Below are 22,532 nucleotides of genomic sequence, written 5' to 3'. Positions count from 1 at the left end.
GCACAGCCTACCGGACCTATAGGGATTGTGGGGGTGGGTGAAGCGATCTATCTTGCCTATGGATAAGGTATGCATTCGTCACCACCGATCTACCCGAGGACGGCCATGCGCAGAACCCTGCCCATCACCCTTGCCGCGACGCTGCTCACCGGCGCGCTCGCGGCCTGCCAGGGCGGCGGCGGTGACACCGGGTCGTCGTCCGCGGCCTTCGACCCGGCGACCTGCCAGGGCGGCACGCTCTCGGTGCTCAACCAGGGCGGTATCAACCACCTCGACCCGGCCCGGCTCTACACCTCCGGCGGCGGCAACATCCCGTCGCTGCTGTTCCGCACGCTGACCACCCGCAACCGCCTCGAGGGCGAGGCCGGCACCAAGCCCGCCCCCGACCTGGCCACCGACCTGGGCACACCGTCCGACGGCGCCAAGACGTGGACGTACACGCTGCGCGACGACATCTTCTTCGAGGACGGCACGCCGATCACGGCCGCCGACGTGAAGTACGGCATCGAGCGCTCGTTCGCCCCCGAGCTGCCCGGCGGCGCGCCCTACCTGCGCGACTGGCTCGTCGGGGCGGCCGGCTACCAGGGGCCGTACAAGCAGCCCGAGGGCATCACGGCGATCGAGACGCCGGACGCGAAGACGATCATCTTCAAGCTGAGCAAGCCCGAGGGCGACTTCCCGTTCCTGGCCACCGCCACCCAGTTCGCGCCCGTGCCCAAGGCCAGGGACACCGGCGTCGACTACGAGAAGCACCCGATCTCCTCCGGTCCGTACAAGGTGGAGAGCTACGACCCGAAGAAGACCCTCAACCTGGTCCGCAACGAGAACTGGAAAAAGGGGTCCGACGCGCTGCGCTACGCGTGCCCGGACCGGATCGAGGTCACCTCCGGGCTCGACGCGGCCGTCATCAACCAGCGCCTCACCACCGGTGCCGGCCAGGACGCGAACGCGGTCACCACCGACGCGGTCGTCGGCCCCGAGCAGCTCGCCCAGCTCGGCACCGGCTCCGAGCTGGACAAGCGGGTGGCGCGCGGGGAGTTCCCGTCGACCACGTACCTCGCGTTCAACACCACGAAGGCCCCGTTCGACAACCCCAAGGTGCGCGAGGCCCTCTCGTACGCGATCAACCGCACCTCGGTCGTCAACGCGCTCGGTGGCAGCGCGGTGGCCGGCCCGTCGACCACGTTCCTCCCGCCGCAGAAGGCACTGGGATACAAGCCCTACGACTTCTTCCCGGCCGGGGAGAGCGGTGACGCCGCCAAGGCCAAGGAGGTGCTCGCCGCGGCCGGGCTGAGCAACCTGACGATCGAGCTGTCGCACCAGAACGACGACTCCGAGGGCCAGGGCCCGAAGGTCGCCGCCGCGATCCAGGACGCGTTCAAGCAGGCCGGGGTCACCGTCACGCTCAACGCGATCGACAGCGCCACCTACCGCGACGTCACCGGCAAGCCGGCCACCCAGCCCGGCCTGGCACTGGCCAGCTGGGGTGCCGACTGGCCGTCCGGCGGCCCGTTCCTGATCCCGATCTTCGACGGCCGGCAGATCATCACCGCGGGTGGCAGCTTCAACCTCGCGCAGTACAACGACCCCGAGGTCAACGCCGAGATCGACGCGATCAACGCGCTCACCGACCCGGCCGCCGCGGCCGCGCGCTGGGGCGCGCTCGACGAGAAGATCGGCAAGCTCGCGCTGGTCATCCCGCTCACCCACGAGAAGGACGTCTACCTGTACGGCAAGAACGTCAAGAACGCCGTCCCGGACGGCTGGCGGGGCACCTACGACCTGGCCCGGGTCTCCGTCAAGTGACGGTGTTCCGCCGGCTCCTCGATGACCGCGCCTTCCTCGTGGGCGCGGTCATCGCGGCGGTCATGGTGCTCGTCGCGCTGTTCGCCCCGCTGCTCACCGCGCTCGCGGGGCAGGACCCGACGACGTTCCACAACGAGCTGCTGGACTCCGCCCGCGGCGGGGTGCCGACCGGCCGGTTCGGCGGGATCAGCGCCGAGCACTGGCTCGGCGTCGAGCCCGGCACCGGCCGGGACCTGTTCGCCCGGGTCGTGTACGGCGCCCGGGTCTCGCTCGGCGTCGCCGTCTTCGCGCTGGTCCTGCAGCTGCTGATCGGCGTCGGGATCGGGCTCGCCGCCGGGCTCGGCGGCCGGTACGCCGACGCCGTGCTGAGCCGCCTCGCCGACCTCGCCCTCGCGTTCCCGCTGCTGGTGCTCACCATCGCGCTGCTGGCGATCGTGCCGCAGAGCTGGTCGCGGCAGCTGCTGCTGGCCGGCGTCATCGCGGTGCTCGGCTGGGGCGGCATCGCCCGGATCACCCGCGGCGAGACGCTGTCGCTCAAGACCCGCGACTACGTGGCCGCCGCCCGGGTCTCCGGTGCCGGCCCGCTGCGGGTCGCCCGCCGCGAGATCCTGCCGGGCCTGGCCGGGCCGGTGCTCACGTACGCGGCGCTGGTGCTGCCGGCCAACATGATCACCGAGGCCGGGCTGTCGTTCCTCGGCGTCGGCGTGCGGCCGCCGACCGCGTCCTGGGGGCAGATGCTCTCCAGCGCCACGACGTGGTTCCGCGCCGATCCCACGTACGTGGTCATCCCCGGCGTCCTGCTGTTCCTGACCCTGCTCTCCTTCGCGCTCGTCGCCGACGGCGTGCGCCGGGTCGTCGACCCCCACCGCAGCGAGGTCCCGCGATGATCGGATACCTGACCCGCCGGATCGCCGGCGCGGTGCTGGTCCTGCTCGGCCTGTCGGTCGTGGTGTTCGCCCTGTTCTTCGTCGCCCCCAACGACCCGGCGTCGCTGACCTGCGGCAAGGGCTGCACCCCGGAACGCGTCGCCGACGTGCGCGCCGCGATGGGCCTCGACGAGCCGGCCCCGGTCCAGTACGCCCACTTCCTGCGGGGCCTGGTCGCCGGCCGCGACTACCCGGCCGGACCCGAGGTGAAGCACTGCCCGGCGCCGTGTCTCGGCTACTCGTTCGAGACCGGCCAGCCGGTGACCGCCCTGCTCGCCGACCGCCTGCCGGTCTCGGCGTCACTCGCGATCGGCGCCGAGATCCTGTCGCTGGCCGTCGGCATCGGCGCCGGGCTGCTGTCCGGCCTGCGCCGCCTGCGGGGCCTCGACCGGATCGTCAACGGCCTGATCCTCGCCGGGTACGCGGTGCCGGTCTTCCTCGTCGGCCTGTTCCTGCTGCTGCTGTTCTGCGTACACCTGCAATGGCTGCCGTTCCCGCAGTACGTCGGGTTCACCACCGACCCGCTCGCCTGGGCCCGGAACCTGCTGCTGCCCTGGATCGCGCTCGCCGTCATCCAGTCCGCGGCCTACGCCCGGCTCACCCGCTCCGGCGTGCGCCAGACGCTCGGCGAGGACCACGTCCGGACCGCCCGCGCGTACGGCCTCCCGGAGCGGCGCATCGTGTGGAGCCGGGCGCTGCGCGGGGCCCTCGTCCCGCTGGTCACGCTCGCCGCGATCGACCTGGCCGCGATCATGGCCAGCGCGGTGCTCACCGAGACGATGTTCGGCCTGCCCGGCGTCGGTCAGCTGCTCGTCGGCGCGGTCAACCAGATCGACCTCCCGGTCGTCGTCGGCGTCACCCTGCTCACCGGTTTCCTGGTGATCGTCGCCAACGCGGTCGCCGACCTCCTGTACGCCGCCGTCGACCCGAGGGTGCAATTGCGATGAGCCTCCTGTCGGTCCGTGACCTGCGGATCAGTTTCGGCACCACGCGCGCGGTCGACGGCCTGTCGTTCGACCTCGCGCCGGGCGGGGCGCTCGGCATCGTCGGGGAGTCCGGCTCGGGCAAGAGCGCCACCGCGCTCGCCCTGCTCGGCCTGCATCCCGGGGCGAGCGTCACCGGCGAGATCGACTTCGACGGTACGGACCTGGTGGCCGCGTCCGAGGACCGGCTCCGGGCGGTCCGCGGGGCCGGGATCGCCATGGTGTTCCAGGAACCGCTGACCGCGCTCAGCCCGTACCACCGGGTCGGTGACCAGATCGCCGAGGTCTACCGGCTGCACACCGGCGCCACCCGCCGGGCCGCCCGGGCCCGGGCCGTCGAGGTGCTCGCTCAGGTGCACATCGCCGACCCGCAACGGCGCGCGGACGCGTACCCGCACCAGTTCTCCGGCGGGATGCGCCAGCGGGCCCTGATCGCGATGGCGCTCGCGTGCCGCCCCCGGCTCATCGTCGCCGACGAGCCGACCACCGCGCTCGACGTCACCGTCCAGGCCCAGATCCTCGACCTGCTCGACGAGGTCCGCACCACCACCGGCACCGCGCTGCTGCTCATCAGCCACGACCTCGGGGTGGTGGCCGGCTCCACCGACGACGTCGTGGTCATGCGCCACGGGCTCGCCGTCGAGGCGGGACCCACCGGGGAGGTTCTGGTCACGCCCCGGGCCGCGTACACGAAGGACCTGCTGGCGGCCGTCCCGCGCCCGGCGCCACCGCGGGTCGTCGACGGTGCACCGCTGCTGCGGGTCACCGGGGTGAGCAAGCACTTCCCGTCCTCGCGGCGCCGGGGCCTGCGCCGCTCCCCGCCGGTGCACGCGGTCGACGGCATCACCCTCGACGTCCGCGAGGGTGAGACGCTCGGCATCGTCGGCGAGAGCGGCACCGGCAAGACCACCCTCGCCCGGATGATGGTCGGCCTGATCGCGCCCAGCTCCGGCCGCATCACGTTCGACGGCACGGACATCGCCCGGCGGCGCGGCCGTTCGGTGCAGATGGTGTTCCAGGACCCGATGTCGTCGCTCAACCCGCGCCGCACGATCGGGGAGAGCATCGCGGACCCGCTCCGCCTGCACGGCGCCCCGGCACCCCGGGCCACCGTCGAGGACCTGCTGGTCCGGGTCGGACTGGCCCGCACGCTGTACGACCGCTACCCCCACGAGCTGTCCGGCGGCATGCGGCAGCGGGTCGGCATCGCCCGGGCCCTGGCCCCGGCCCCCCGCCTGATCGTCTGCGACGAACCGGTGTCGTCACTGGACGTGACCACCCAGGCCCAGGTGCTCGCCCTGCTCGAGGACATCCGGCGCGAGCGCGGCCTCACCATGGTGTTCGTGACCCACGACCTGGCGGTCCTGCGGCAGATCGCCGACCGGGTCGCGGTGCTGCACGCCGGCGCGGTGGTCGAGCTCGGTGACGTGTCCTCGGTGTACGAGCGGCCGCGGCACGCGTACACGAGACAGCTGCTGGCGGCGATCCCGGTGGCCGATCCGATGGAGGCCCGTCGCAAGCGCGCGGAGCGTCGCGAGCTGGCCGAAGGGGCAGCGGTGCCGGTGGTGGGCTGAGATGATCTCCGGATGCTCAGGTCAGGCCGGACGGCCCTCCTCCTCTGTGCCCTGCTCACGGCTGGTTGCACCAGCGAATCCACCCCGGCGCCGGCGCCCAGCGTGGACGCGGTGACCACGCCGCCCGCCGCGCCCAGCGTCTCCGCCACCCCGGTGGTCCAGGTGAGCCCGCCGGCCACGGTGGAGGGCGAACTGGTGCGCGAGGTCTACGCGGCCGGGAAGAGCGGGACGAGCTTCGAGGGCCAGGCCCGCGAGGGCGTGCTGTACCGGCTCGAGGTCGCCTGCGCCGCGACGAACCCGGACGTCGTCCTGGAGTACGCGGTACGCAGCGCGCGGACCGGCGCGTCCGGCGACGCTCTGCTCAGCGGGAACTTCTCGTGTGACGGGGGACGTGACGGGGTGGACGGTCTGACCATGCTGCCCGCCGGTCAGATCGACATCGACATCACCGGCGACCGTTCCGAGGTCACCTCCCTCTATGCCGTGATCATTCCGGACACGGGCGGGGGGAACTGAAGGCTAATGCGTCATTGCGCATGTTTTCAGTGGTCAAACATGGTGTCCTCAAGGGATAGCGCCGGTAACAGAATCAGGTGCAGACTCCTTTTGCAGATCGACAGGTGACATCGAGGAGGCCTTGCCCCGTGGGTGCAGCACAGTCCTACCGGATAGCCGGTGTCGGCATTCTTCTGACCGCGATGGGTCTGGTGAGCACCTCCTCGGGTGCCGCCGCCGCGCCCGGCACGCGGGCGGGCTTCGAGCCGGTCCCGGCCGGGTCGAAGATCCGCAACCTGCCGGCCGGGATGAGGAACGAGCCGGTCACCGTGATGGTCGAGCTCGGTGGCGACCCGGTGGCGGTGACCGACGCCGCCGCCGCGCAGCCGCTGTCCACCACGCAGAAGCGCCAGCGCCGCGACCAGCTCGGCAGACAACAGGCGCCGGTCGTCACGAAGGCGAAGCAGCTCGGCGGCACCGTGCTCGGGACGTACCAGCACGCGTACAACGGCGTGAAGGTGCGGATCAACGCGCGCCAGCTCGGCACGCTCGCGGCCGCGCCCGACGTCGTCGCCGTGCACACCGTGCAGACGGTCCGGCCGGACAACACCAACGGCGTGCCGATGATCGGGGCGCCGGCGGTCTGGAACGCGCCGGACAAGGTGCGCGGCGAGGGCATCAAGGTCGCCGTCATCGACACCGGCATCGACTACACGCACGCCGACTTCGGCGGGCCGGGCACCACCGCGGCCTACGCCAAGGCCCATGCCACCGAGACCGAGCCGGCCGACCCGGCCCTGTTCGGGGCCCGTGCACCGAAGGTCAAGGGCGGCATCGACCTGGTCGGCGACAGCTACAACGCCGACCCGGCCAGCGCCGACTACCAGCCGGTGCCGCACCCGGACAGCAACCCGCTCGACTGCGGGGGCCACGGTTCGCACGTCGCCGGCACCACCGCCGGTTTCGGCGTACTGGCCAACGGTAAGACCTACACCGGCGCGTACGACAACAAGACCGTCGCCGCCAACTCCTGGCTGGTCGGTCCCGGCGCCGCCCCCAGGGCCGACCTGTACGCCGTACGCGTCTTCGGCTGTGAGGGCTCGACGGACATGACCGTCGACGCGATCGACTGGGCCGTCGCGAACGACATGGACGTCATCAACATGTCGCTCGGTTCGCCGTTCGGCACCAAGGACGCGCCCGAGTCGGTGGCCTCGGACAACGCGGCCAGGGCCGGCGTGATCGTGGTCGCCTCGGCCGGCAACTCCGGTGCCGCGCCGTACATCGTGGGCAGCCCGTCGACCGGCAACGGGGTCATCAGCGTCGCCGCCAACGACCCCACCCCGTCGTTCCCGGGCGCGAGCCTGGCGTTCGGCACCGGCACCACGCTGGACGCCATCAACGCCAACGGCGCGACGTTCGCCGACGGCACCACGCTGCCGGTCAAGGTGCTGTCCAACGGCGCCGGCGGGGTCGCGCTGGGCTGCAGCACCGCGGAGTTCGCCCAGCCCGGGGTGACCGGCGCCCTCGTGGTCGTCGCCCGGGGCACCTGCGGCCGGGTCGCGAAGGCGGTCTACGGCCAGGAGGCCGGCGCCGCCGCGGTACTGATGATCAACAACGCGCCGTCGTTCCCGCCGTACGAGGGACCGATCACCAGCAACCCGGACACCGGCGAGCCGGCGAACGTCACCATCCCGTTCCTCGGGGTGAAGTCCACCGACGCCGCCGCGGTGGTCGCGGCCGACGGTTCCACCACGACGCTGACCAACAAGTCCCTGGTGAACCCGGTGTACACCGGCACCGCGAGCTTCTCCTCCGGTGGCCCGCGCACCGGCGACAGCTGGCTCAAGCCGGACGTCACCGCGCCCGGTGTCAGCATCTTCTCGGCCGGTTCCGGCTCCGGCAACGGTGCGGTCGCCATGTCCGGCACCTCGATGGCCGCCCCGCACACCGCCGGTCAGGCCGCACTCGTCAAGCAGGCGCACCCGGACTGGCGCAAGACCGCCTACTGGAAGGCGGCCATCGTCAACACCGCCGATCCGGGCAAGATCGCCGGGTACAGCACGCGGCTCGACGGCGCCGGCCTGATCCAGGCCCCGGGCGCGGTGGACACCCAGGTCATCGCGCTGGGCGACGCGAACACGGCAACGCTGAACTACGGCTTCACCGAGCTGGAGCGCGACTTCACGAAGCGTAAGGTCATCAAGGTCAAGAACCTGGGCCGCAGCGCCGCCACGTTCACCGTCGCGGTCGCGAACACGGCCGGCAGCCCGCACCGGGCGAAGCTGCAGAAGAACCGGGTGACCGTCCCGGGCCGTGGCGAGACCGAGGTCGCCGTGACGCTGAGCGTCCCGGCACGGACCGCCGGCGACTCCAGCGCGTTCCAGGACGTCTCCGGCCTGGTCACGTTCACCCCGGTGGCGAAGTCCAACGCGGGCGTGGCCCTGCGAGTGCCGTACTACCTCGTCCCGCAGTCGGTGTCGAAGATCAGCACCAGGATCGACACGGCCGCCCTGAAGCGCAAGGGCACCGCCACCGCGGTCACCACCAACCGCGGCGGCGTCGTCACCGGCGGGGCGGACTTCTACGCCTGGGGCCTCAGCGACCCGCGCGACGCCGACAAGGACGCGGCCGACCTGCGCGCCGTCGGGGTGCAGAGCCTGCCCGCCGGCAACGCCGTCGCGTTCGCCGTCGGCACCCACAACCGGCTGTCCAACCCGGCCCGCAACGAGTTCGACATCTACGTCGACGTCAACGGCGACGGGACCGACGACTACGACGTCGTGGGCATCGACTACGGCCTGCTCACCACCGGCGACATGACCGGTGAACTGGTCACGGCCGTCTTCGACCTGCGCACCGGCGAGGGCACCCTCGAGTTCTTCGCCGACGCGCCGTTCGACAGCAGCACGCTGGTGCTGCCGGTGCTGATCTCGCAGCTGTGCCAGCCCGGCTCGCCCTGCCTGTCGGCGGACAACCCGCGGTTCACCTACCACGCGGCCAGCTTCGGCGTCGTGGACCTGAAGAACGACACGATCGCGGGTACGGCCTCGTTCAACGCCTTCACCCCGGCCCTGAGCACCGGCCTGTTCACCGAGGTGGCCCCGGGCCGCACGGTGAGCCAGAAGGTGACCGTGGACAAGGCCGAGTTCGCCCGGACGCCGGCCAAGGGCTTCCTGGTCGTCAGCCCGGACAACCGCAGCAGGGACGAGGCGCAGCTCGTACCCGTAGCGGTGAAGTAGACCGTCAGCGCACCAAGAGCCCCTCACCGCCGGTGGGGGGCTCTTCGCGTTGCGAGGGGCCGATATCCTCGGCGGCACCATGACGTACAGCGATCAGGGTTTCTGGTGCACGGTGATCGTGCTGGCGGCCACCCTGGTCCACCTCGCGCTCCACCTGCCGGGGTGGTGGCGCGGGCCGTGGCGGGCCAGCCGGGTCCGCTGGCGGGACCGGGCCTGGCTGGTGACCGTCCTGGCGGTGATCGTGGGGTGCGTGGCGTCGCTGCTGCTGGCGGTGCTGCGGATCGAGGACAGCGACGCGATGTGGCTGTGGTGGACCGGCATGTCGCTGGTCCTGCTCAGCGTCCTGCTGGTGCTGCTCATCCCGCTGGTGGGCTGCTGGCACCGCTTCGACGTCGCGGTCCCGCCCCGGCTGCGCACCCGGGACACCGACCCGCAGCGGGTGGGCCGAGCCCCGGACGCTGCTGCCCGGCAACCGGCGCGAACGCCGCCTGAAGGCCCGGGGCCGGCGGCGTTAGCGGCGACGGTCGGGGAGCATGTCGTCGAGGGGCAGGGTGGTGGCGGTCCGTGCCGTGGTGGTGGCGGCGGGGACGCCGGCCCAGCGGCGCAGGGTGGCGGTCGCGGCGGCGGCGTCGGGTGGGGTGAGGCGGGCGATGTTCGCGCCGTGGTTGGCCCCCGGGGCGACGAACACGTGCGAGTCCAGTGTGCTCGGGGTGAACTTCTCGGCGCTCCACGGGTCGTTCTCGCCGTAGACGAACATCATCGTGGGGGCCAGGGTCCGCACCCACAGGTCGACGTCGAGCATCGGCACCGGGTTGTGGGGCCTGCGCAGCTCGGCCGGCAGCGTGTTGCGCGGGTGGTACAGGCCCGGGTAGGCGCGCAGGCCGCGCAGGTGGGCGAAGCGCAGGTCGGGCCAGCCGAGCTGGGTCTGCGCGGCGTAGTAGTACGGCCAGTAGTACTCGAGGCCCTGGTCGGAGTAGAACGACCAGCCCACCACGGCGTCGATCCAGTCGTAGAGCTCGGTGTCGGTGGCCGTGGTCGCCGGCACGGTGGCGCAGTCGGCGACCGAGGAGTACTGCCAGAACGTCCATGCGGTGTCCAGGACGGTCATCTCGAACGAGCGGTCCGCGCTGCCCAGCGTCCGGGTGAACGTGCGGCCGGCGGCGGTCGCGGCGGCCTCGAGCCGGGGCACGAGCCGGTCGCGCCGGCGCAGCGCCTCGGCCTGGACGTTCTCGAGCGCCGTACGGCAGGACGCGTCGGCCACGGTGGCGAAGAACCGGTCGTAGCCGCTGTCCTCGGCGTTGAGCGGGTCGTTCGGGGCCACGTAGGCGATGACACCGTCGACGTCGCGCGGGTAGAAGCGCCGGTGGTAGACCGAGGTCATGCCGCCCTTGCTCGCTCCGGTCTGGATCCATTTCCCGGAGTAGACGCTCTTCAGTGCCTGCACGATGCGGTGCTCGTCGGTGGCCTCCTGCCAGATGGTCAGGTCGGACCAGTCGGCCGGCGCCGGGCGCGACGGGGTGAAGAAGCGGTGTTCGACGGAGACCTGGTTGGCGGCGAGCAGCGCGGTCGGTTCGGTCTGCGCCGGCCGGGGCGTGGCCGCGAGGCCGTACCCTCCGGTGGCGAGGACGACCGGCGCGGTGCTGGAGCGGTGCAGCAGGGTGAGGCGCTGCTCGAAGGTCTCCCCGCCCGGCCGGCGGTGGTCGGCGGGCTGGCGGTAGCTCAGCACGAAGAACCGGGCCCCGGTGGTGGGGGTCTCGGAGACGATGCTCAGCCCGGGGATCGCGGCGAGCTGTTCGGCCAGCTCGTCCGCCGCGGCGTGCGCGACGGTCGGCGAGACGAGGGTCAGCACGGCGGCGAGCGAGACGATCAAGCGTAGGCGCACGCACCGACGTTACTCGATCACGCCGGGTTGACAGAAGACATCCGCATTGATTGTGTTCGATACATGCGTCTCGCCGTGGTTGCGCTCGCCCTGCTCCTCGTGGTGCCCGGTCCGGTACCGGCCCGGGCCCGGGCCCAGGAGGCGGGGCCGCAGTCGGTGGCCGATGTGTACCGCTACCTGGAGGATCCGCAACTGACCGGCGAGGGGCAGGAGGAACCGCACGCCGATCTGTGGCCGTACGACAGCGTCCGGGCCGCCGCGGCCGATGTGACCGCTCACGACGCGCCCAACCCGAACGTGCGCTCGCTGAACGGGCGGTGGCGGCTGAAGATCTTCGACCGGCCGGACGACGTGCCCGCCGCGTTCCACGGCGACGGGTTCGACGCGTCGCGGTGGCCGGCGGCGACCGTGCCGCACACCTGGCAGTCGGACTTCGTGGACCACCCGATGTTCCGCAACATCCCGTCGGACATCTCGCCGGACGACCCGCCGCGGGTGCCCCGCGACGTCAACCCGACCGGCGCGTACCTCAAGGACCTCGACCTGCCGCGGGACTGGACCGGCGACCGGGTCTTCCTGCGCTTCGAGGGCGTGACCAGCAACTACCTGGTGTGGGTCAACGGCGCCTACGTCGGGTACGACCAGGGCGGTTACACCCCGGCCGAGTTCGACGTCACCGCGCGGCTGCGGCCCGGCCGCAACCGGATCGCCGTGCAGGTGCACCGGTGGGGCAGCGGCGCCTACCTCGAGGACGTCGACCAGTGGCGCTACAGCGGCATCTTCCGCGACGTCCGGCTCTATCGCACCGGGCAGACCCGGCTGCGCGACGTCGCCGTCACGACGCACGGCGACACCCTGAACGCCACGGTGGACATCGCCGGCGCGCCCGGTGACTTCACCGTGCGCGGCACCCTGCTGGACCGGAACCGCCAGGTGAAGGCGACCGGCTCCGGCACGCCGGACCTCACCGTGGCGGTGGCGGAGCCCGCCCGGTGGAGCGCCGAGGAACCCAACCTGTACACGCTCGTGCTGGAGCTGCTCGACAAGCGCGGGCGGGCGGTGCACACCACGTCGCAGCCGGTCGGGTTCCGTGATGTCGAGGTGCGGGACCGGCAGATCCTCGTCGACGGGAAACGGATCCTCATCAAGGGCACGAACCGCGCCGAGACCGATCCGGACACCGGCCGGCACGTGACCCGGGCGGCGCAGCGGCGCGACGTCCAGCTCATGAAGAAACTGCACCTCAACGCCGTACGGACCGCGCACTACCCGTCGGACCCGTACTTCTACGACCTCGCCGACCGGTACGGCCTGTGGGTCGACGACGAGGTGGACATCGAGACGCACAGTCACGAGAGCTGCCCGTCGAACTGCCTGGCCGACCGTCCGGAGTGGCAGGCCGCGTTCGCCGACCGGTTCCGGGCGATGGTCGAGCGGGACAAGAACCATCCGAGCGTCATCTTCTGGGACACCGGCAACGAGGCCGGGCTCGGTGCCGCGCACTACGCGATGGCCGCGTGGGCCGACGCGAACGAACCGACCCGGCTGCTGTATCACCAGTCGAACAGCCCGGACGGGGACGCGCCGTTCGCCGACGTGGACGGGCCGCGCTATCCGACGCCGGCGCGGCTGGAAGCCCGTACGCTGAGCAGCGGCAAGCCCATCGTCATGGGTGAGTATGCGCACGCGATGGGCAACGGCCTGGGCAATTTCGCCCAGTTCTGGGCCCTGGCCCGCAGGTATCCGCAGATGCAGGGCGGTTTCATCTGGGACTGGGCGGAGCAGAACCTGCGCCAGCCGCTGATCACCACGCCCGACACGGCGAACGGCATCCAGGCGTTCTTCGTCGGGAAGCCGGAGCTGGTGGCGGGCCGTCGCGGCCGAGCGGTGAAGCTGTCCAGCCTCGACGATTTCGTCGACGTGTTCCGTGATCCGCGCCTGGACCTGACCGGGCCGTTCACGCTCGACGCGTGGGTACGCCCGGGGGAGTGGGCCGGCAGCTTCCCGATCGTCACCAAGGGCCGCGGGTACGCGCTGCAGATGCGCGACCGGGACACCCTGGAGTTCGGTGCCGGCATCGGCGGCTGGGTCACGGCCGCGGCGGACGTCCCCGCCGACTGGTACGGCACCTGGCACCGCGTCACCGGCGTCTACGACGGTGGTGCGCTGCGGCTGAGCATCGACGGCACCGAGGTCGCCACCACCGCACGCAGCGGACCGGTCGACGCCGGGCTGTTCGAGGTCAACGTGGGGCGCAACGCCGACACCCAGCAGGACAACGACCTGGGCAACGTCCGGCTGGGCCGGGGCCTGGTCGACGACGTCCGGATCCTCAGCGGGGCCGAGCCGGTGCTGGCGCTGGACTTCGACACGACAGCGCGCGCGGGCGACTTCCTCAGCCTCGGCATCAGCCTGTCCGGCACCGACGGCCTGGTCGGCTCGGACCGCTACGTGCAGCCGGAGACCGCGGAGATGGCGTGGGCGCAGGCCCCGGTCCGGTTCACCTACGACGACGACGTCGTCCGGGCCACCAACGAGCAGCAGGCCGGCACGTTCGACGTGACGCTGCGGTGGTCGATCAAGGAGCAGGGCCGGACGCTGCGTACCGGTGACGGCAAGGTCAGGTTGCGGCCCGGCGCCACGCAGGCGGTGCGGATCGCCCGGCAGCCGGACAACCCGGATGACCGCGAGCGCTTCCTGAACGTGGAGGCGGTCGACCGGACCGGTCGGGTGGTCGGCTACGACCAGTTCCCGGTCGGCGGCCGGGCCGTGCCGGGCGTGCTGCCGCTGCCCACGACCGGGGCGCCCCGGCTCACCACGAGCGGGGACACCGTCACGGTGTCCGGCCAGGACTTCACCTACCGCTTCGACAACGGCACCCTCGCGTCGATGCGCTCCGGCGGGCGCGAGCTGCTGCGCGGCGGCCCCCAGCTCGACGTGTACCGCCCGCCGACCAGCAACGAGACGTACGACTGGGGGACCGACGACCGGCGGATCTGGCACGAGACCGGCCTCGACGCCCTCACCACCACCGTCACCGGGGTGCGCACCCGTACCGAGGCCGACGCGGTCGTGGTGGCCGCCGACACCACCGCCACCGGCAAGGGCATCTCGTTCCAGCAGACGATCACCTACCGGGTCGACCGCCGGGGCACGGTCACCCTGGTCCAGGACGTCGTGCCCCGGGCGGCCCCGCTGCCCTACCTGCCCCGGCTCGGTGTCTCGCTGCGGGTGCCCGCCGAGCTGCGGCGCTTCGCCTACTACGGCCGGGGGCCGAACGAGTCCTACAACGACCGCAGGAGCGGCGCGCCGATGGGCGTCTACACGAGCACCGTCGACCAGCAGTACGTGCGCTACTCCCGCCCGCAGGCCAACGGCAACCACACCGACACGCGCTGGGCCGCGCTCACCGACGGCCGGGCCGGGCTGCTGGTCGGGGGCATGAACGACGTCAGCGTCACCGCGTACGACAACCTCGACCGCGCCGAGTACGACCATCAGCTGCCGCTGGTGCGCAACAAGGACTGGGTGACGCTGCACGCCGAGGCGGGGGAGACCGGGATGGGCGAGACGCCGAACTCCGTGCTCGCTCCGTTCCGCGTGTCGCCGACCACGCCCCACCGGCAGGAGCTGGTGCTGCGGCCGCTGACCCGGGCGGAGGCGGCCCGCGGTGGCGTACCCGACGCCGACGTCCCGGCGCCCTGCCCGCCGGAGGTCACCGTCGTGACCGACGGCCGGATCGAACCCGGCAGCCCGGAGCCGGTCGAGGTCGCGGTCCGGTCGCGCTGTGCGCAGGGTCTGACCGCCGCTTCGGTACGTCTGCAGGGGCCCCAGGGCTGGACGATCGAACCGGCCACGGCCGACCTCGGGGCGGTCGCCGGCACGGAGACCGCCACGTTCACGGTGACGGCACCCGCGGACACCGACATCGGCACGTACCCGTTCACGGCCACCGCCGTCACCACGACCCCCGCCGGGTTCGGCACCACGACCACCGCGACGGCCACCACCGGTGCACCCCTGCCCGACGGGTACGGGTGGCTGAGCGACCGTCCGTACACCGATCGCGCCAACGGGTGGGGCCCGGCGGAGAAGGACCGCAGCAACGGTGAACAGGGCGCCACCGACGGCAACCCGCTGACGATCGGCGACGTCACGTACCCGAAGGGCCTCGGGGTGCACGCCGCGTCCACCGTCGAGGTGCCGCTCGACGGCGCCTGCACGCGGCTGCGGGCCGACGTCGGCGTCGACGACGAGACGGGCGGCGGCGGCTCGGTCACGTTCGAGGTCCGGCTCGACGGCACCCGGGTCACCGCCACCGGCCGGCTCACCGGCGCGGATCCGGCCCAGCGCCTCGACGTGGACGTCACCGGCGCCGGCACGCTCGAGCTGCGGGTCACCGACGCGGGCGACGGCAACGGCAACGACCACGCGGACTGGGCGGCGGCGCGCCTCGCCTGTGGCTGAGCCGGTGGCCTCGCATGTGGCTGAGTCGGTGGCTGAGCGGCGGTAGCCTGCCGGGCATGAGACTGGTGCTCCGGCGGGCGTCCGCGGCACGTGCCCTGCTGGCCGCGGCCGGCGCGCTGGCGCTGCTGGCCACCCTGCTGCTGACCGGGCTCGCCGGGTACAGCCGGCAGGTCGTGGCGGCGGGCGCCGCCGCGACCCTGGCCGCGGCCGCGCCGGAGCGCACGTCGGTGCTGGTGCGCGGTCCGGCCGGGGACGACCCTCCGGGTTTCGCGAGCCGCGACGACGCGGTCCGGGCCCGGTTCGACGGCGGGCTGGGCGGTGTGCCGGTGGCGGTGTCCGGTGCCGCGTACGCGTCGGGCCGGTCGCTGGCCGGTGACACCGGGGACGCCGTACCGGACCAGGGTGGCCTGGTGTACGCGTCCGTGGCCCTGCTCGACGACCTGCCCGCGCACGCCGACCTGGTCTCCGGGGCCTGGCCGCGCCCGGGCGCGGCACCGGTGCGCACCGCGGTGGCCGCCGGTGCCGCCGGGGTGCTGGGCCTGTCCACCGGCGACCGGGTCCCGCTCACCGACCGGGTGTCCGGCCGGGGCACCGAGCTCGAGGTGAGCGGGGTGTGGCGGCCCCGCGACGTCGCCGACCCGTACTGGCGGCTCGTCCCGGACGTCACCACCGGTGTCGCGGCGGGCTCGGCCACGTACGGGCCGCTGGTCGTGGACCGCGCCGACTTCACCCGCGACTTCTCGGCGCGCGCGTCCGCCGCCTGGCTCGCCGCTCTCGACCTGCGCGGCGCGGACCTGGCCGGGCTACGGCGGGCGGCCGCCGCCGTCGCCGCCGAGCGCGCCGCGCTGCCGGCCGCGACCGGGCTGGGCCGCTCCGGTGACGTGGACAGCGGCGTCGAACAGCTCGCCGGTGTGCTCGACCGGGCCGACCTGGTCGGGCGGTCCACACTGGTCACCCCGGTGCTGATCGTCGGCGTGCTCGGCGGCCTGGCGCTGCTGCTCGTGGCCGTGCTGCTCACCGAGCACCGGCGCGCCGAGTCCGCCCTGCTGCGCGCCCGCGGTGCCACCGCCGGTCAGCTCGCCGCGCTCGCCGCGGTGGAGGCCGTCGCGCTGGTCCTGCCGGGCGCGGTGCTGGCACCCCCGGCCGTGGCCTGGGCGCTCCGCGCGGCCGCCACGCGCGGGTGGGCCGGGCTGGGCGCCCCCGATGGCCTCGCAACCGGTGGCCTCGCAGCCGGTGGCCTCGCGCCCGGCCCGCTGCTGTGGCTGGTCGCCGGGCTCGCGGCCGCCGGGTGCGCGCTCGCGGTCGTGCTGCCGGTGCTGCGCGGTGGCACCTACGTGAGCGAGATGGCCGTGGTGTCGCGCCCGGACCGGCGGCCCCTCGTCCAGCGCGCCGGGGTGGACCTGCTGCTGATCGTGCTCGCGGTACTGGCCTGCGTGCAGCTGCGGCGGTTCTCGTCGCCGCTGGTCGACGGCGCCGGTGGGCTCGGCGTCGACCCGTTGCTGGCCGCCGCCCCCTGTCTGGGCATCGTGGCCGGTGCCGCGCTCGCCGCCCGGTTGCTGGCTCCCACCGTCCGGCTGACCGCCCGGGTGCTCGGCCGCGGGACCCGGTTCCCGTCGATGCTGGGCCTGTGGCAGGCCGGCCGTCGCCCGCACGCCGGGCCGGTGCTGCTGCTCGCGCTCGCGGTCGCCGCCGGCACGGTCGCGTGGAGCGTCGCCGCGACCGGGCGGCGCTCGGTCACCGATCAGGTGGACCACACCGTCGGCGCCGACCTGCGGCTCACGGAGGCCGGCGGCACCGCCCCGCCCGGGCGGGCCCGGGACCTCGCCGGGCTGCCCGGGGCCGGCCCGGTCGTCCCGGTCCGGCGGGACAGCGTGCAGACCGAGGCGGCGGCCGCGTCGGTGGAGCTCGTCGCGCTGGACGGCACCGCCGCCGGGGACACCGTCCGGGTCCGCGACGACCTGTACGCCGGGGGCGCCACCGGTCTCGCCCGGGCGCTGACCTCCGGGCGGGTGCCGGAGCCGCTCGTCGGCCTGCCGGCCGGGGCCCGGCTGACCGGCCGGATCACCACGACCGGCGTCGACGGGCCGGTCACGGTGACCGCGGTGCTGTTCGACCCGGCCGGCTCCGAGGAATACGTCGCGCTGTCCACCGGTGCGTTCACCGGTGTGCTGCCGGCCGGCGGCGGGCCGCTGCGCCTCGCCGGGTTCCAGGTGTCCGGTGACGCCGCGTTCGGCGCCACGGTCGGCTGGGAGCTGTCCGGCCTCGCCGTGGACGGGGTGCCCGTACGGACCGACGGCGCCTGGGGCACGGCCGGGCCGACGGCGAACACCGGCACCACCGACGGTGCCTCCGGCGTCGTGCGGGTCACCGTCCTGGGCGCGCACACCGGGCCCACCCGGTTCGCGGTGGTGCGCCCGGCCCGGGTCGCCGCCGTGCCCGTGGTGCTGACCCCGCGGGCACGGCGGGCGCTGCGGATCACTGGGGACGCTCCGGTCACGCTGCGGATCGGCGGGGCCCGGGTGCCCGTACACCCGGTGGGGTCGATCGTCGCGGTGCCCGGCACCGACGACCCGGCGGCGGCCCTGGTGGACCTGCCGACGCTGCGCGCGTACCTGTGGCAGCAGGAGGGCCGGACCCGCCCGGCGCGGGAATGGTGGATGACGGTGGGCGACGGCGCGCACGTCCGGGCGGCGGACGCCGCGGCCCGGCTCGGCGGCCTGCGGGTGCTCGACCGCCGGGACGTCGCGGCCCGGTCCGTCACCGAGGCGTACGGCCTGGGCGGCCGCACCGCCCTGACCGTCGCGGCCCTCGGCGCCCTCCTGCTCGCCGCCGCGGGCGTCCTGGTCGACGTCCGCACCACCACCCGGCGCCGGATCGGGGAACTCGCCGTGCTGCACACCCTCGGCGCGGGCCCCGGCGTCCTGGCCCGGGCGCTGCTCACCGAACAGGCCTTCCTGGCCGGTGTCGGCGTGCTCACCGGCCTGGCCGCCGGCGTCGCGGTGACCGCGGCGATGGCGCCGCCGCTCGTGCTCACCCCGCTGGCGGCCCGCCCGGTCCCGCCGGCGTCCCTGGTGGTCGACTGGTGGGCCGCGCTCGGCACGGCCGGGCTGCTGCTGGTCCTGGCGCTCGCCCTCAGCGCCGCCGCCGGAGCCGCCCTGCCCCGCCGCCTCGCCGGTGCCCGCCTGCACATGGGCGCGGACCGCTGACGGCCCGGCTGCCGTGCGCCGGAGCGGGCCACTACGATTTCCGGGATGGAGGACCTGGCACCGAGGCTGGCCGCGCTGACGTTCACCGGCCTGGGTCAGGGCCAGGTGACCGCGCTGGTCATCGACACCGTCGCGGCCTGGGGTGAGGCCCAGGGCTGGCGGGTCTACCGGCGGGCGCCGAGCGTCGTGCGGCTGCCCCCGCCGATGGACAGGCAGCACTCGGTGCTCGACATCGCGCTGGCCCGCCCGGACGGCCCGCCGATCGTCATCGAGGTGGACCACACGCACCGGCAGCGGACCATCGACAAGCTGCTCGCCGAGGCCGAGGAGGGCCGGCTGCCGTTCTGGGTCCGGTGGGGCCCGGGCCCGTTCGCCGAGCCGCCGCCCCCGATCCACCTGGTCACCCTCGCCGTGGACCGCCAGCAGGGCCGGTATTCGCGCAGCACCCTCGCCGCGCCCGAGCACTCCGTCGCCCCGGCCGGCGGGGAGGCCACCGAGCTGCCGCTGCCCGGCGTGCCGGAAACCGGGGAGCGTCGTTGACCAGGGTGTGAGAATCGTCGCGGTGGTTCTGGCCGCCCTGCTGGTGACCGCCGTCCCCACGCCCGCCCGGGCCGACTGGAACCACGACGCCGGCAGCCCGTACGGCAACTTCTACAACCCGACCGACTCCCGGCCCACCGGGACGTCCGTGGTGCTCGACTGGTCGGCCCAGCTCCCCACCGGTCAGGGGGAGTGCCTCGGCGGCGGGGTGGGCGGCCCGCTGGTCGCCGGTGGGCGGGTCGTCGTGCGGACCGGGCACAGCATCGACGCGTACGCGCCGTCGACCGGCAAGCTGCTGTGGCGCGCCCGGTTCAGCCACTGGGGCCCGGGGGTCACCGACCGGGAACGCGCCGGTCAGCTCGCGGTGGCCGGTGGTCGCGTGCTGATGGTGAGCACACCCTGTCAGGACGACGCGGACGATCCGTCCTATCTGACCGCCATGGACGAGCGCTCCGGGAAGCGGCTGTGGCGCCGCCGGCTGGACCCCGGCGCCAACGACCTGGTGGTGGACAAGGGCGTGGCGGTCGTGTCGGCGGGGTGGGGCACCGGTGTCAGCACGACCGCGTTCCGGGTGTCCGACGGCAGGCAGCGCTGGCGCACCCGCAAGGGGGTCTCCGGCCAGGTGTCGAGCCTGGGCCGGGTGTTCATGGGGCGCGCGAACCTGGCCGGCGGATACGTGATCGACATCGCGACCGGGCGGACGCTCTGGAGCATCTCCGGGCGGGCCGTGTGGGCGCTCGCCGCGACCCCGGGGCTGTTCATCATCCGCCGCGAGGGGAAACTCACCGCCGTGCACGCCGCGTCCGGGAAGGTGGTGTGGAGCGGTCTGGTCTACAACGCGTTCACGGTCAGTGGCAGCGAGATGTTCGTGGACCGGGAACCCATGATGGCGGTGTACGACCTGTCGACCGGGCGGTTGCGCCGCACGTTCCCCGCGAAGTACGGGCAGCCGATCCTCGCCGGGGGCCTGATCCACCAGTGGAACTGGATCTTCGACGCCCGCACCGGGGCGCCGTACGCGACCGTTCCCGGGGAGGGTTCGTACACCCATCCGGTGGTCTGGGACGGCCGGATCTACTTCATGGAAACCGGTGAGGTGCTGCGCTCGTACGTGTTCCGCTAGCCCTTGCCGAATATCGCGATCAGCCCGTCGGCGAACGTGTTGCGCCAATTGACGTAATCGTGTTCGCCGGGGTATTCCGCGTACGTCACCTCGTAACCCCTGGCCCGCAGCGCGTCGCGGAACCGCCGGTTGACCTCGACCTGCTGCGGATTGCCGGGCGTCACGACGAACGTCTCCCGGTCGCCCACGTCCAGATAGAACCGCACGTCGCTGCGGGGCCGCCGGGCGACCTCCCGGGTCAGCAGCTCCGGTTCGCCGTGCTGCGCCCACGGCCACCAGAAACTCCCGGAATGGCTGATCACGCCGCCGAAGACCGACGGTTCGCGCAGCGCCAGATGAGCGGCGGCGAGACCACCCAGGGACATCCCGGCAAGAGCGACATCCGCCGGGTACGGACTGACGCCGAGTTCCTTGCGCGCCCACGGCATCAGTTCGTGCGTCACGAAATGGGCGGTGGCCTCCGAGGTGGGCGCGAGATCCTCGTTGCGGGTGGCGTCGTGGCCGTCCACGAAGATCGCGACCAGCGGCGGGATCCGCCCGGCGGCGATCAGGTTGTCGATCGTCGTGGGCATCCGCATCATGGTCCGGCCGAGATACCCGTCGAAGACCACGACCACGGGCCGCCCGGCCCGGTGCTCACCCGGGGGCCGGTACACCCCGGCGCGCCGCCCGCCGTCGAGGTTCACCTGCTCCAGGGTCCCGGCGGGCACCCCGGGCTCCGGCAGCGACCAGCGTTCCGGCTTGGCCAGCGGCAACGTCAGCATCGACGCCCAGGCGTCCTTGTCGCTCGGGTCGCCGGGATCCCCGGGGAACAGCAGCCGTTGCGGGTTGAGCGGGTCGACATGCGACTCCGGTGAGACGCCGCTGTCGTCCCGGGGCGCCTGGTAGGCGTCCGGCGGCAGGTGCGAGAGGTAGTAGATCGTGCGCATGGTCGCGGGCAGGCGCAGCGTCGCGTGCCACACGTCGGTGCCGGGGGAGCGCCGCAGGGGATGCTGCTGCCCCCACCCGACCGACGTGCTCGCCGCCTCGCCCCGCCACACGAAGGTGACCTCGACCAGGCCCTGCGCGGTGACCGGGGACACCAGAGGCGCCCCGGCCGCGGACGCTTTCTCCCAGAGATCCACAGCCGACACGTCAACCAGGATCTCACAAAATCACTCCGGCGGGTGACCTCGTGTTCACTGTCGGCGGTGACCCTTGAGGTGGCGGCCGAGCTCCCGCGAGATCTCCCGCTCGGCGTCGCGCTTCGCCATCACCTGGCGTTTGTCGTACTCCCGGTTGCCCCGGGCCAGCGCCAGCTCGACCTTCGCCCACCCGTCCTGGAAATACAGCGACAGCGGGACCAGCGTGTTGCCGGGGTCGCGCAACTTGTCCAGGATCCGGTCGATCTCGATCTTGTGCAGCAGCAGTTTCCGGGTCCGCCGCGGGGCATGGTTGGTCCACGACCCGAAGCCGTACTCCGCGATGTGCAGGTTGTAGAGCAGCAGCTCACCCTCGTGCTCACCGGCGAAGGCGTCCACGAGCGAGGCGTACCCGGCCCGCAGCGACTTCACCTCGGTGCCGGCCAGCACCAGCCCGGCCTCGTACGTCTTCAGCACGGTGTAGTCGTGGCGCGCCTTCTTGTTCGACGCGACGAGCTTGTGGCCGGTCTCCCTGGTCATGGCCGCCCCCTCTGGCTCGACTGCCGGCAACCGGCCCCGGTATTCAACCCCGAGATCCTACGGTCCGGCCACCGCATTCCCGGCACAGGTCGTCGGGCAGCCGGGCCACCCGGATGACGGCCGTGGTGGTGCTGGCCTGGGTGGCCCTCATCCAGCGTCTCTGGCCTCCCAGGCCGCGCGGCGCGAGTAGTGGTTGTCGAACTTCTCCGCCGCCGCGGCGAACTCCGACGGGTCGGCCTCGCCCCGGAAGACCCGTTCGAGCAGCCGGTAGTAGTCGAAGCGGGCCAGCCCGGGCGTGAACATCACCAGCACGTCGACCTCCGCACCGGGCGCCGGGTCGAACGCGTGCGGGAGCAGCTTGGGGATCGAGACGAAGTCGCCCTTGCCCAGCGTCAGCACCTGCTCCCCGGCGAGCACCCGCAGGCTGCCGTCGAGCACGAAGAAGCTCTCGATCATCTCCTTGTGGAAATGGACCGGGGCGCCCGGCGAACCCTGTCGCAGCGTCGACCGGTTGACGGTCAGCGCCCCGCCGGCGGCGTCGGCGAGCAGGGTGATCAGGCTCGTCGGCCCGTCACTGAGGGTCTCGGCCGTGTCGGCCCGGACGATCAGGGGAGTAGTGGTCATCGG

Annotated in this window: 15 protein-coding genes; 10 read left to right on the top strand and 5 right to left on the bottom strand. The window is 73.2% G+C overall.

Translation table 11 applies throughout. The features are described 5' to 3' along the window. The first annotated feature begins 105 nt into the window (after positions 1 to 105). From ACIA6A_RS20225 to ACIA6A_RS20200, 6 genes are all read left to right on the top strand, one after another. A complete protein-coding gene (locus ACIA6A_RS20225; RefSeq protein ID WP_396099252.1) occupies positions 106 to 1,806 on the top strand; it encodes an ABC transporter substrate-binding protein in 1,701 nt (566 codons plus the stop codon). After that, a complete protein-coding gene (locus tag ACIA6A_RS20220; RefSeq protein WP_396099251.1) occupies positions 1,803 to 2,693 on the top strand; it encodes an ABC transporter permease in 891 nt (296 codons plus the stop codon). Before ACIA6A_RS20225 ends, ACIA6A_RS20220 begins: the two co-directional genes overlap by 4 nt. Then, a complete protein-coding gene (locus ACIA6A_RS20215; protein ID WP_396099250.1) occupies positions 2,690 to 3,679 on the top strand; it encodes an ABC transporter permease in 990 nt (329 codons plus the stop codon). Before ACIA6A_RS20220 ends, ACIA6A_RS20215 begins: the two co-directional genes overlap by 4 nt. After that, positions 3,676 to 5,289, top strand: a complete 1,614-nt coding sequence (locus ACIA6A_RS20210; RefSeq protein WP_396099248.1) for a dipeptide ABC transporter ATP-binding protein — start codon at positions 3,676 to 3,678, stop codon at positions 5,287 to 5,289. The genes ACIA6A_RS20215 and ACIA6A_RS20210 overlap by 4 nt, the downstream gene beginning before the upstream one ends. Positions 5,290 to 5,301: 12 nt before the next feature. Continuing rightward, positions 5,302 to 5,805, top strand: a complete 504-nt coding sequence (locus tag ACIA6A_RS20205; protein ID WP_396099247.1) for a hypothetical protein — start codon at positions 5,302 to 5,304, stop codon at positions 5,803 to 5,805. A gap of 128 nt (positions 5,806 to 5,933) precedes the next feature. Further along, positions 5,934 to 9,026 (top strand): S8 family serine peptidase, encoded by a 3,093-nt coding sequence (locus ACIA6A_RS20200; protein ID WP_396099246.1) that lies wholly within the window; start codon positions 5,934 to 5,936, stop codon positions 9,024 to 9,026. Between the two features lie 93 nt (positions 9,027 to 9,119). Here ACIA6A_RS20200 and ACIA6A_RS20195 read toward each other — a convergent pair whose 3' ends face one another. Next, positions 9,120 to 9,443 (bottom strand): hypothetical protein, encoded by a 324-nt coding sequence (locus ACIA6A_RS20195; RefSeq protein WP_396099245.1) that lies wholly within the window; start codon positions 9,441 to 9,443, stop codon positions 9,120 to 9,122. A 94-nt stretch (positions 9,444 to 9,537) separates the two neighbouring features. Then, positions 9,538 to 10,908 (bottom strand): S28 family serine protease, encoded by a 1,371-nt coding sequence (locus ACIA6A_RS20190; protein ID WP_396099244.1) that lies wholly within the window; start codon positions 10,906 to 10,908, stop codon positions 9,538 to 9,540. 63 nt (positions 10,909 to 10,971) lie between these two features. Between ACIA6A_RS20190 and ACIA6A_RS20185 the strand changes: the two genes are divergently transcribed. Genes ACIA6A_RS20185 through ACIA6A_RS20170 form a run of 4 tightly spaced genes read left to right on the top strand, consistent with a single transcriptional unit; the run spans position 10,972 to position 20,244 of the window. Further along, complete coding sequence (locus ACIA6A_RS20185; RefSeq protein WP_396099243.1) at positions 10,972 to 15,375, top strand: glycoside hydrolase family 2 TIM barrel-domain containing protein; 4,404 nt, start codon at positions 10,972 to 10,974, stop codon at positions 15,373 to 15,375. A 56-nt stretch (positions 15,376 to 15,431) separates the two neighbouring features. Next, positions 15,432 to 18,581 (top strand): FtsX-like permease family protein, encoded by a 3,150-nt coding sequence (locus ACIA6A_RS20180; RefSeq protein ID WP_396099242.1) that lies wholly within the window; start codon positions 15,432 to 15,434, stop codon positions 18,579 to 18,581. A gap of 45 nt (positions 18,582 to 18,626) precedes the next feature. Next, positions 18,627 to 19,121 (top strand): hypothetical protein, encoded by a 495-nt coding sequence (locus ACIA6A_RS20175; RefSeq protein ID WP_396099241.1) that lies wholly within the window; start codon positions 18,627 to 18,629, stop codon positions 19,119 to 19,121. 22 nt (positions 19,122 to 19,143) lie between these two features. Then, positions 19,144 to 20,244 carry a PQQ-binding-like beta-propeller repeat protein gene (locus tag ACIA6A_RS20170; RefSeq protein ID WP_396099240.1) on the top strand — a complete coding sequence of 367 codons (1,101 nt, stop codon included), beginning with the start codon at positions 19,144 to 19,146 and terminating at the stop codon, positions 20,242 to 20,244. Here ACIA6A_RS20170 and ACIA6A_RS20165 read toward each other — a convergent pair. From ACIA6A_RS20165 to ACIA6A_RS20155, 3 genes are all read right to left on the bottom strand, one after another. Further along, on the bottom strand, positions 20,241 to 21,377 hold the full coding sequence (locus ACIA6A_RS20165) for an alpha/beta hydrolase-fold protein (protein ID WP_396099239.1): 1,137 nt from the start codon (positions 21,375 to 21,377) through the stop codon (positions 20,241 to 20,243). The genes ACIA6A_RS20170 and ACIA6A_RS20165 overlap by 4 nt on opposite strands. A gap of 45 nt (positions 21,378 to 21,422) precedes the next feature. Then, positions 21,423 to 21,905 (bottom strand): SsrA-binding protein SmpB, encoded by a 483-nt coding sequence (smpB, locus tag ACIA6A_RS20160; RefSeq protein ID WP_396099238.1) that lies wholly within the window; start codon positions 21,903 to 21,905, stop codon positions 21,423 to 21,425. Positions 21,906 to 22,052: 147 nt separating this feature from the next. After that, complete coding sequence (locus ACIA6A_RS20155; protein ID WP_396099237.1) at positions 22,053 to 22,529, bottom strand: cupin domain-containing protein; 477 nt, start codon at positions 22,527 to 22,529, stop codon at positions 22,053 to 22,055. Positions 22,530 to 22,532 lie beyond the last annotated feature (3 nt).

Source organism: Actinoplanes sp. NPDC051494, from assembly GCF_044454705.1.
GTDB lineage: Bacteria > Actinomycetota > Actinomycetes > Mycobacteriales > Micromonosporaceae > Actinoplanes.
The sequence above is the reverse complement of the archived record's forward strand: the minus strand, read 5'-3'. Positions and strand labels throughout refer to the sequence as shown.

Excerpts from the sequence above, each read along its gene's own strand:
- ACIA6A_RS20175 (WP_396099241.1), top strand. The coding sequence starts at position 18,627 with ATGGAGGACCTGGCACCGAGGCTGGCCGCGCTGACGTTCACCGGCCTG.
- ACIA6A_RS20205 (WP_396099247.1), top strand. The coding sequence starts at position 5,302 with ATGCTCAGGTCAGGCCGGACGGCCCTCCTCCTCTGTGCCCTGCTCACG.
- ACIA6A_RS20215 (WP_396099250.1), top strand. The coding sequence starts at position 2,690 with ATGATCGGATACCTGACCCGCCGGATCGCCGGCGCGGTGCTGGTCCTG.
- ACIA6A_RS20225 (WP_396099252.1), top strand. The coding sequence starts at position 106 with ATGCGCAGAACCCTGCCCATCACCCTTGCCGCGACGCTGCTCACCGGC.
- ACIA6A_RS20155 (WP_396099237.1), bottom strand. The coding sequence starts at position 22,529 with ATGACCACTACTCCCCTGATCGTCCGGGCCGACACGGCCGAGACCCTC.
- ACIA6A_RS20185 (WP_396099243.1), top strand. The coding sequence starts at position 10,972 with ATGCGTCTCGCCGTGGTTGCGCTCGCCCTGCTCCTCGTGGTGCCCGGT.
- ACIA6A_RS20180 (WP_396099242.1), top strand. The coding sequence starts at position 15,432 with ATGAGACTGGTGCTCCGGCGGGCGTCCGCGGCACGTGCCCTGCTGGCC.
- ACIA6A_RS20210 (WP_396099248.1), top strand. The coding sequence starts at position 3,676 with ATGAGCCTCCTGTCGGTCCGTGACCTGCGGATCAGTTTCGGCACCACG.
- smpB (WP_396099238.1), bottom strand. The coding sequence starts at position 21,905 with ATGACCAGGGAGACCGGCCACAAGCTCGTCGCGTCGAACAAGAAGGCG.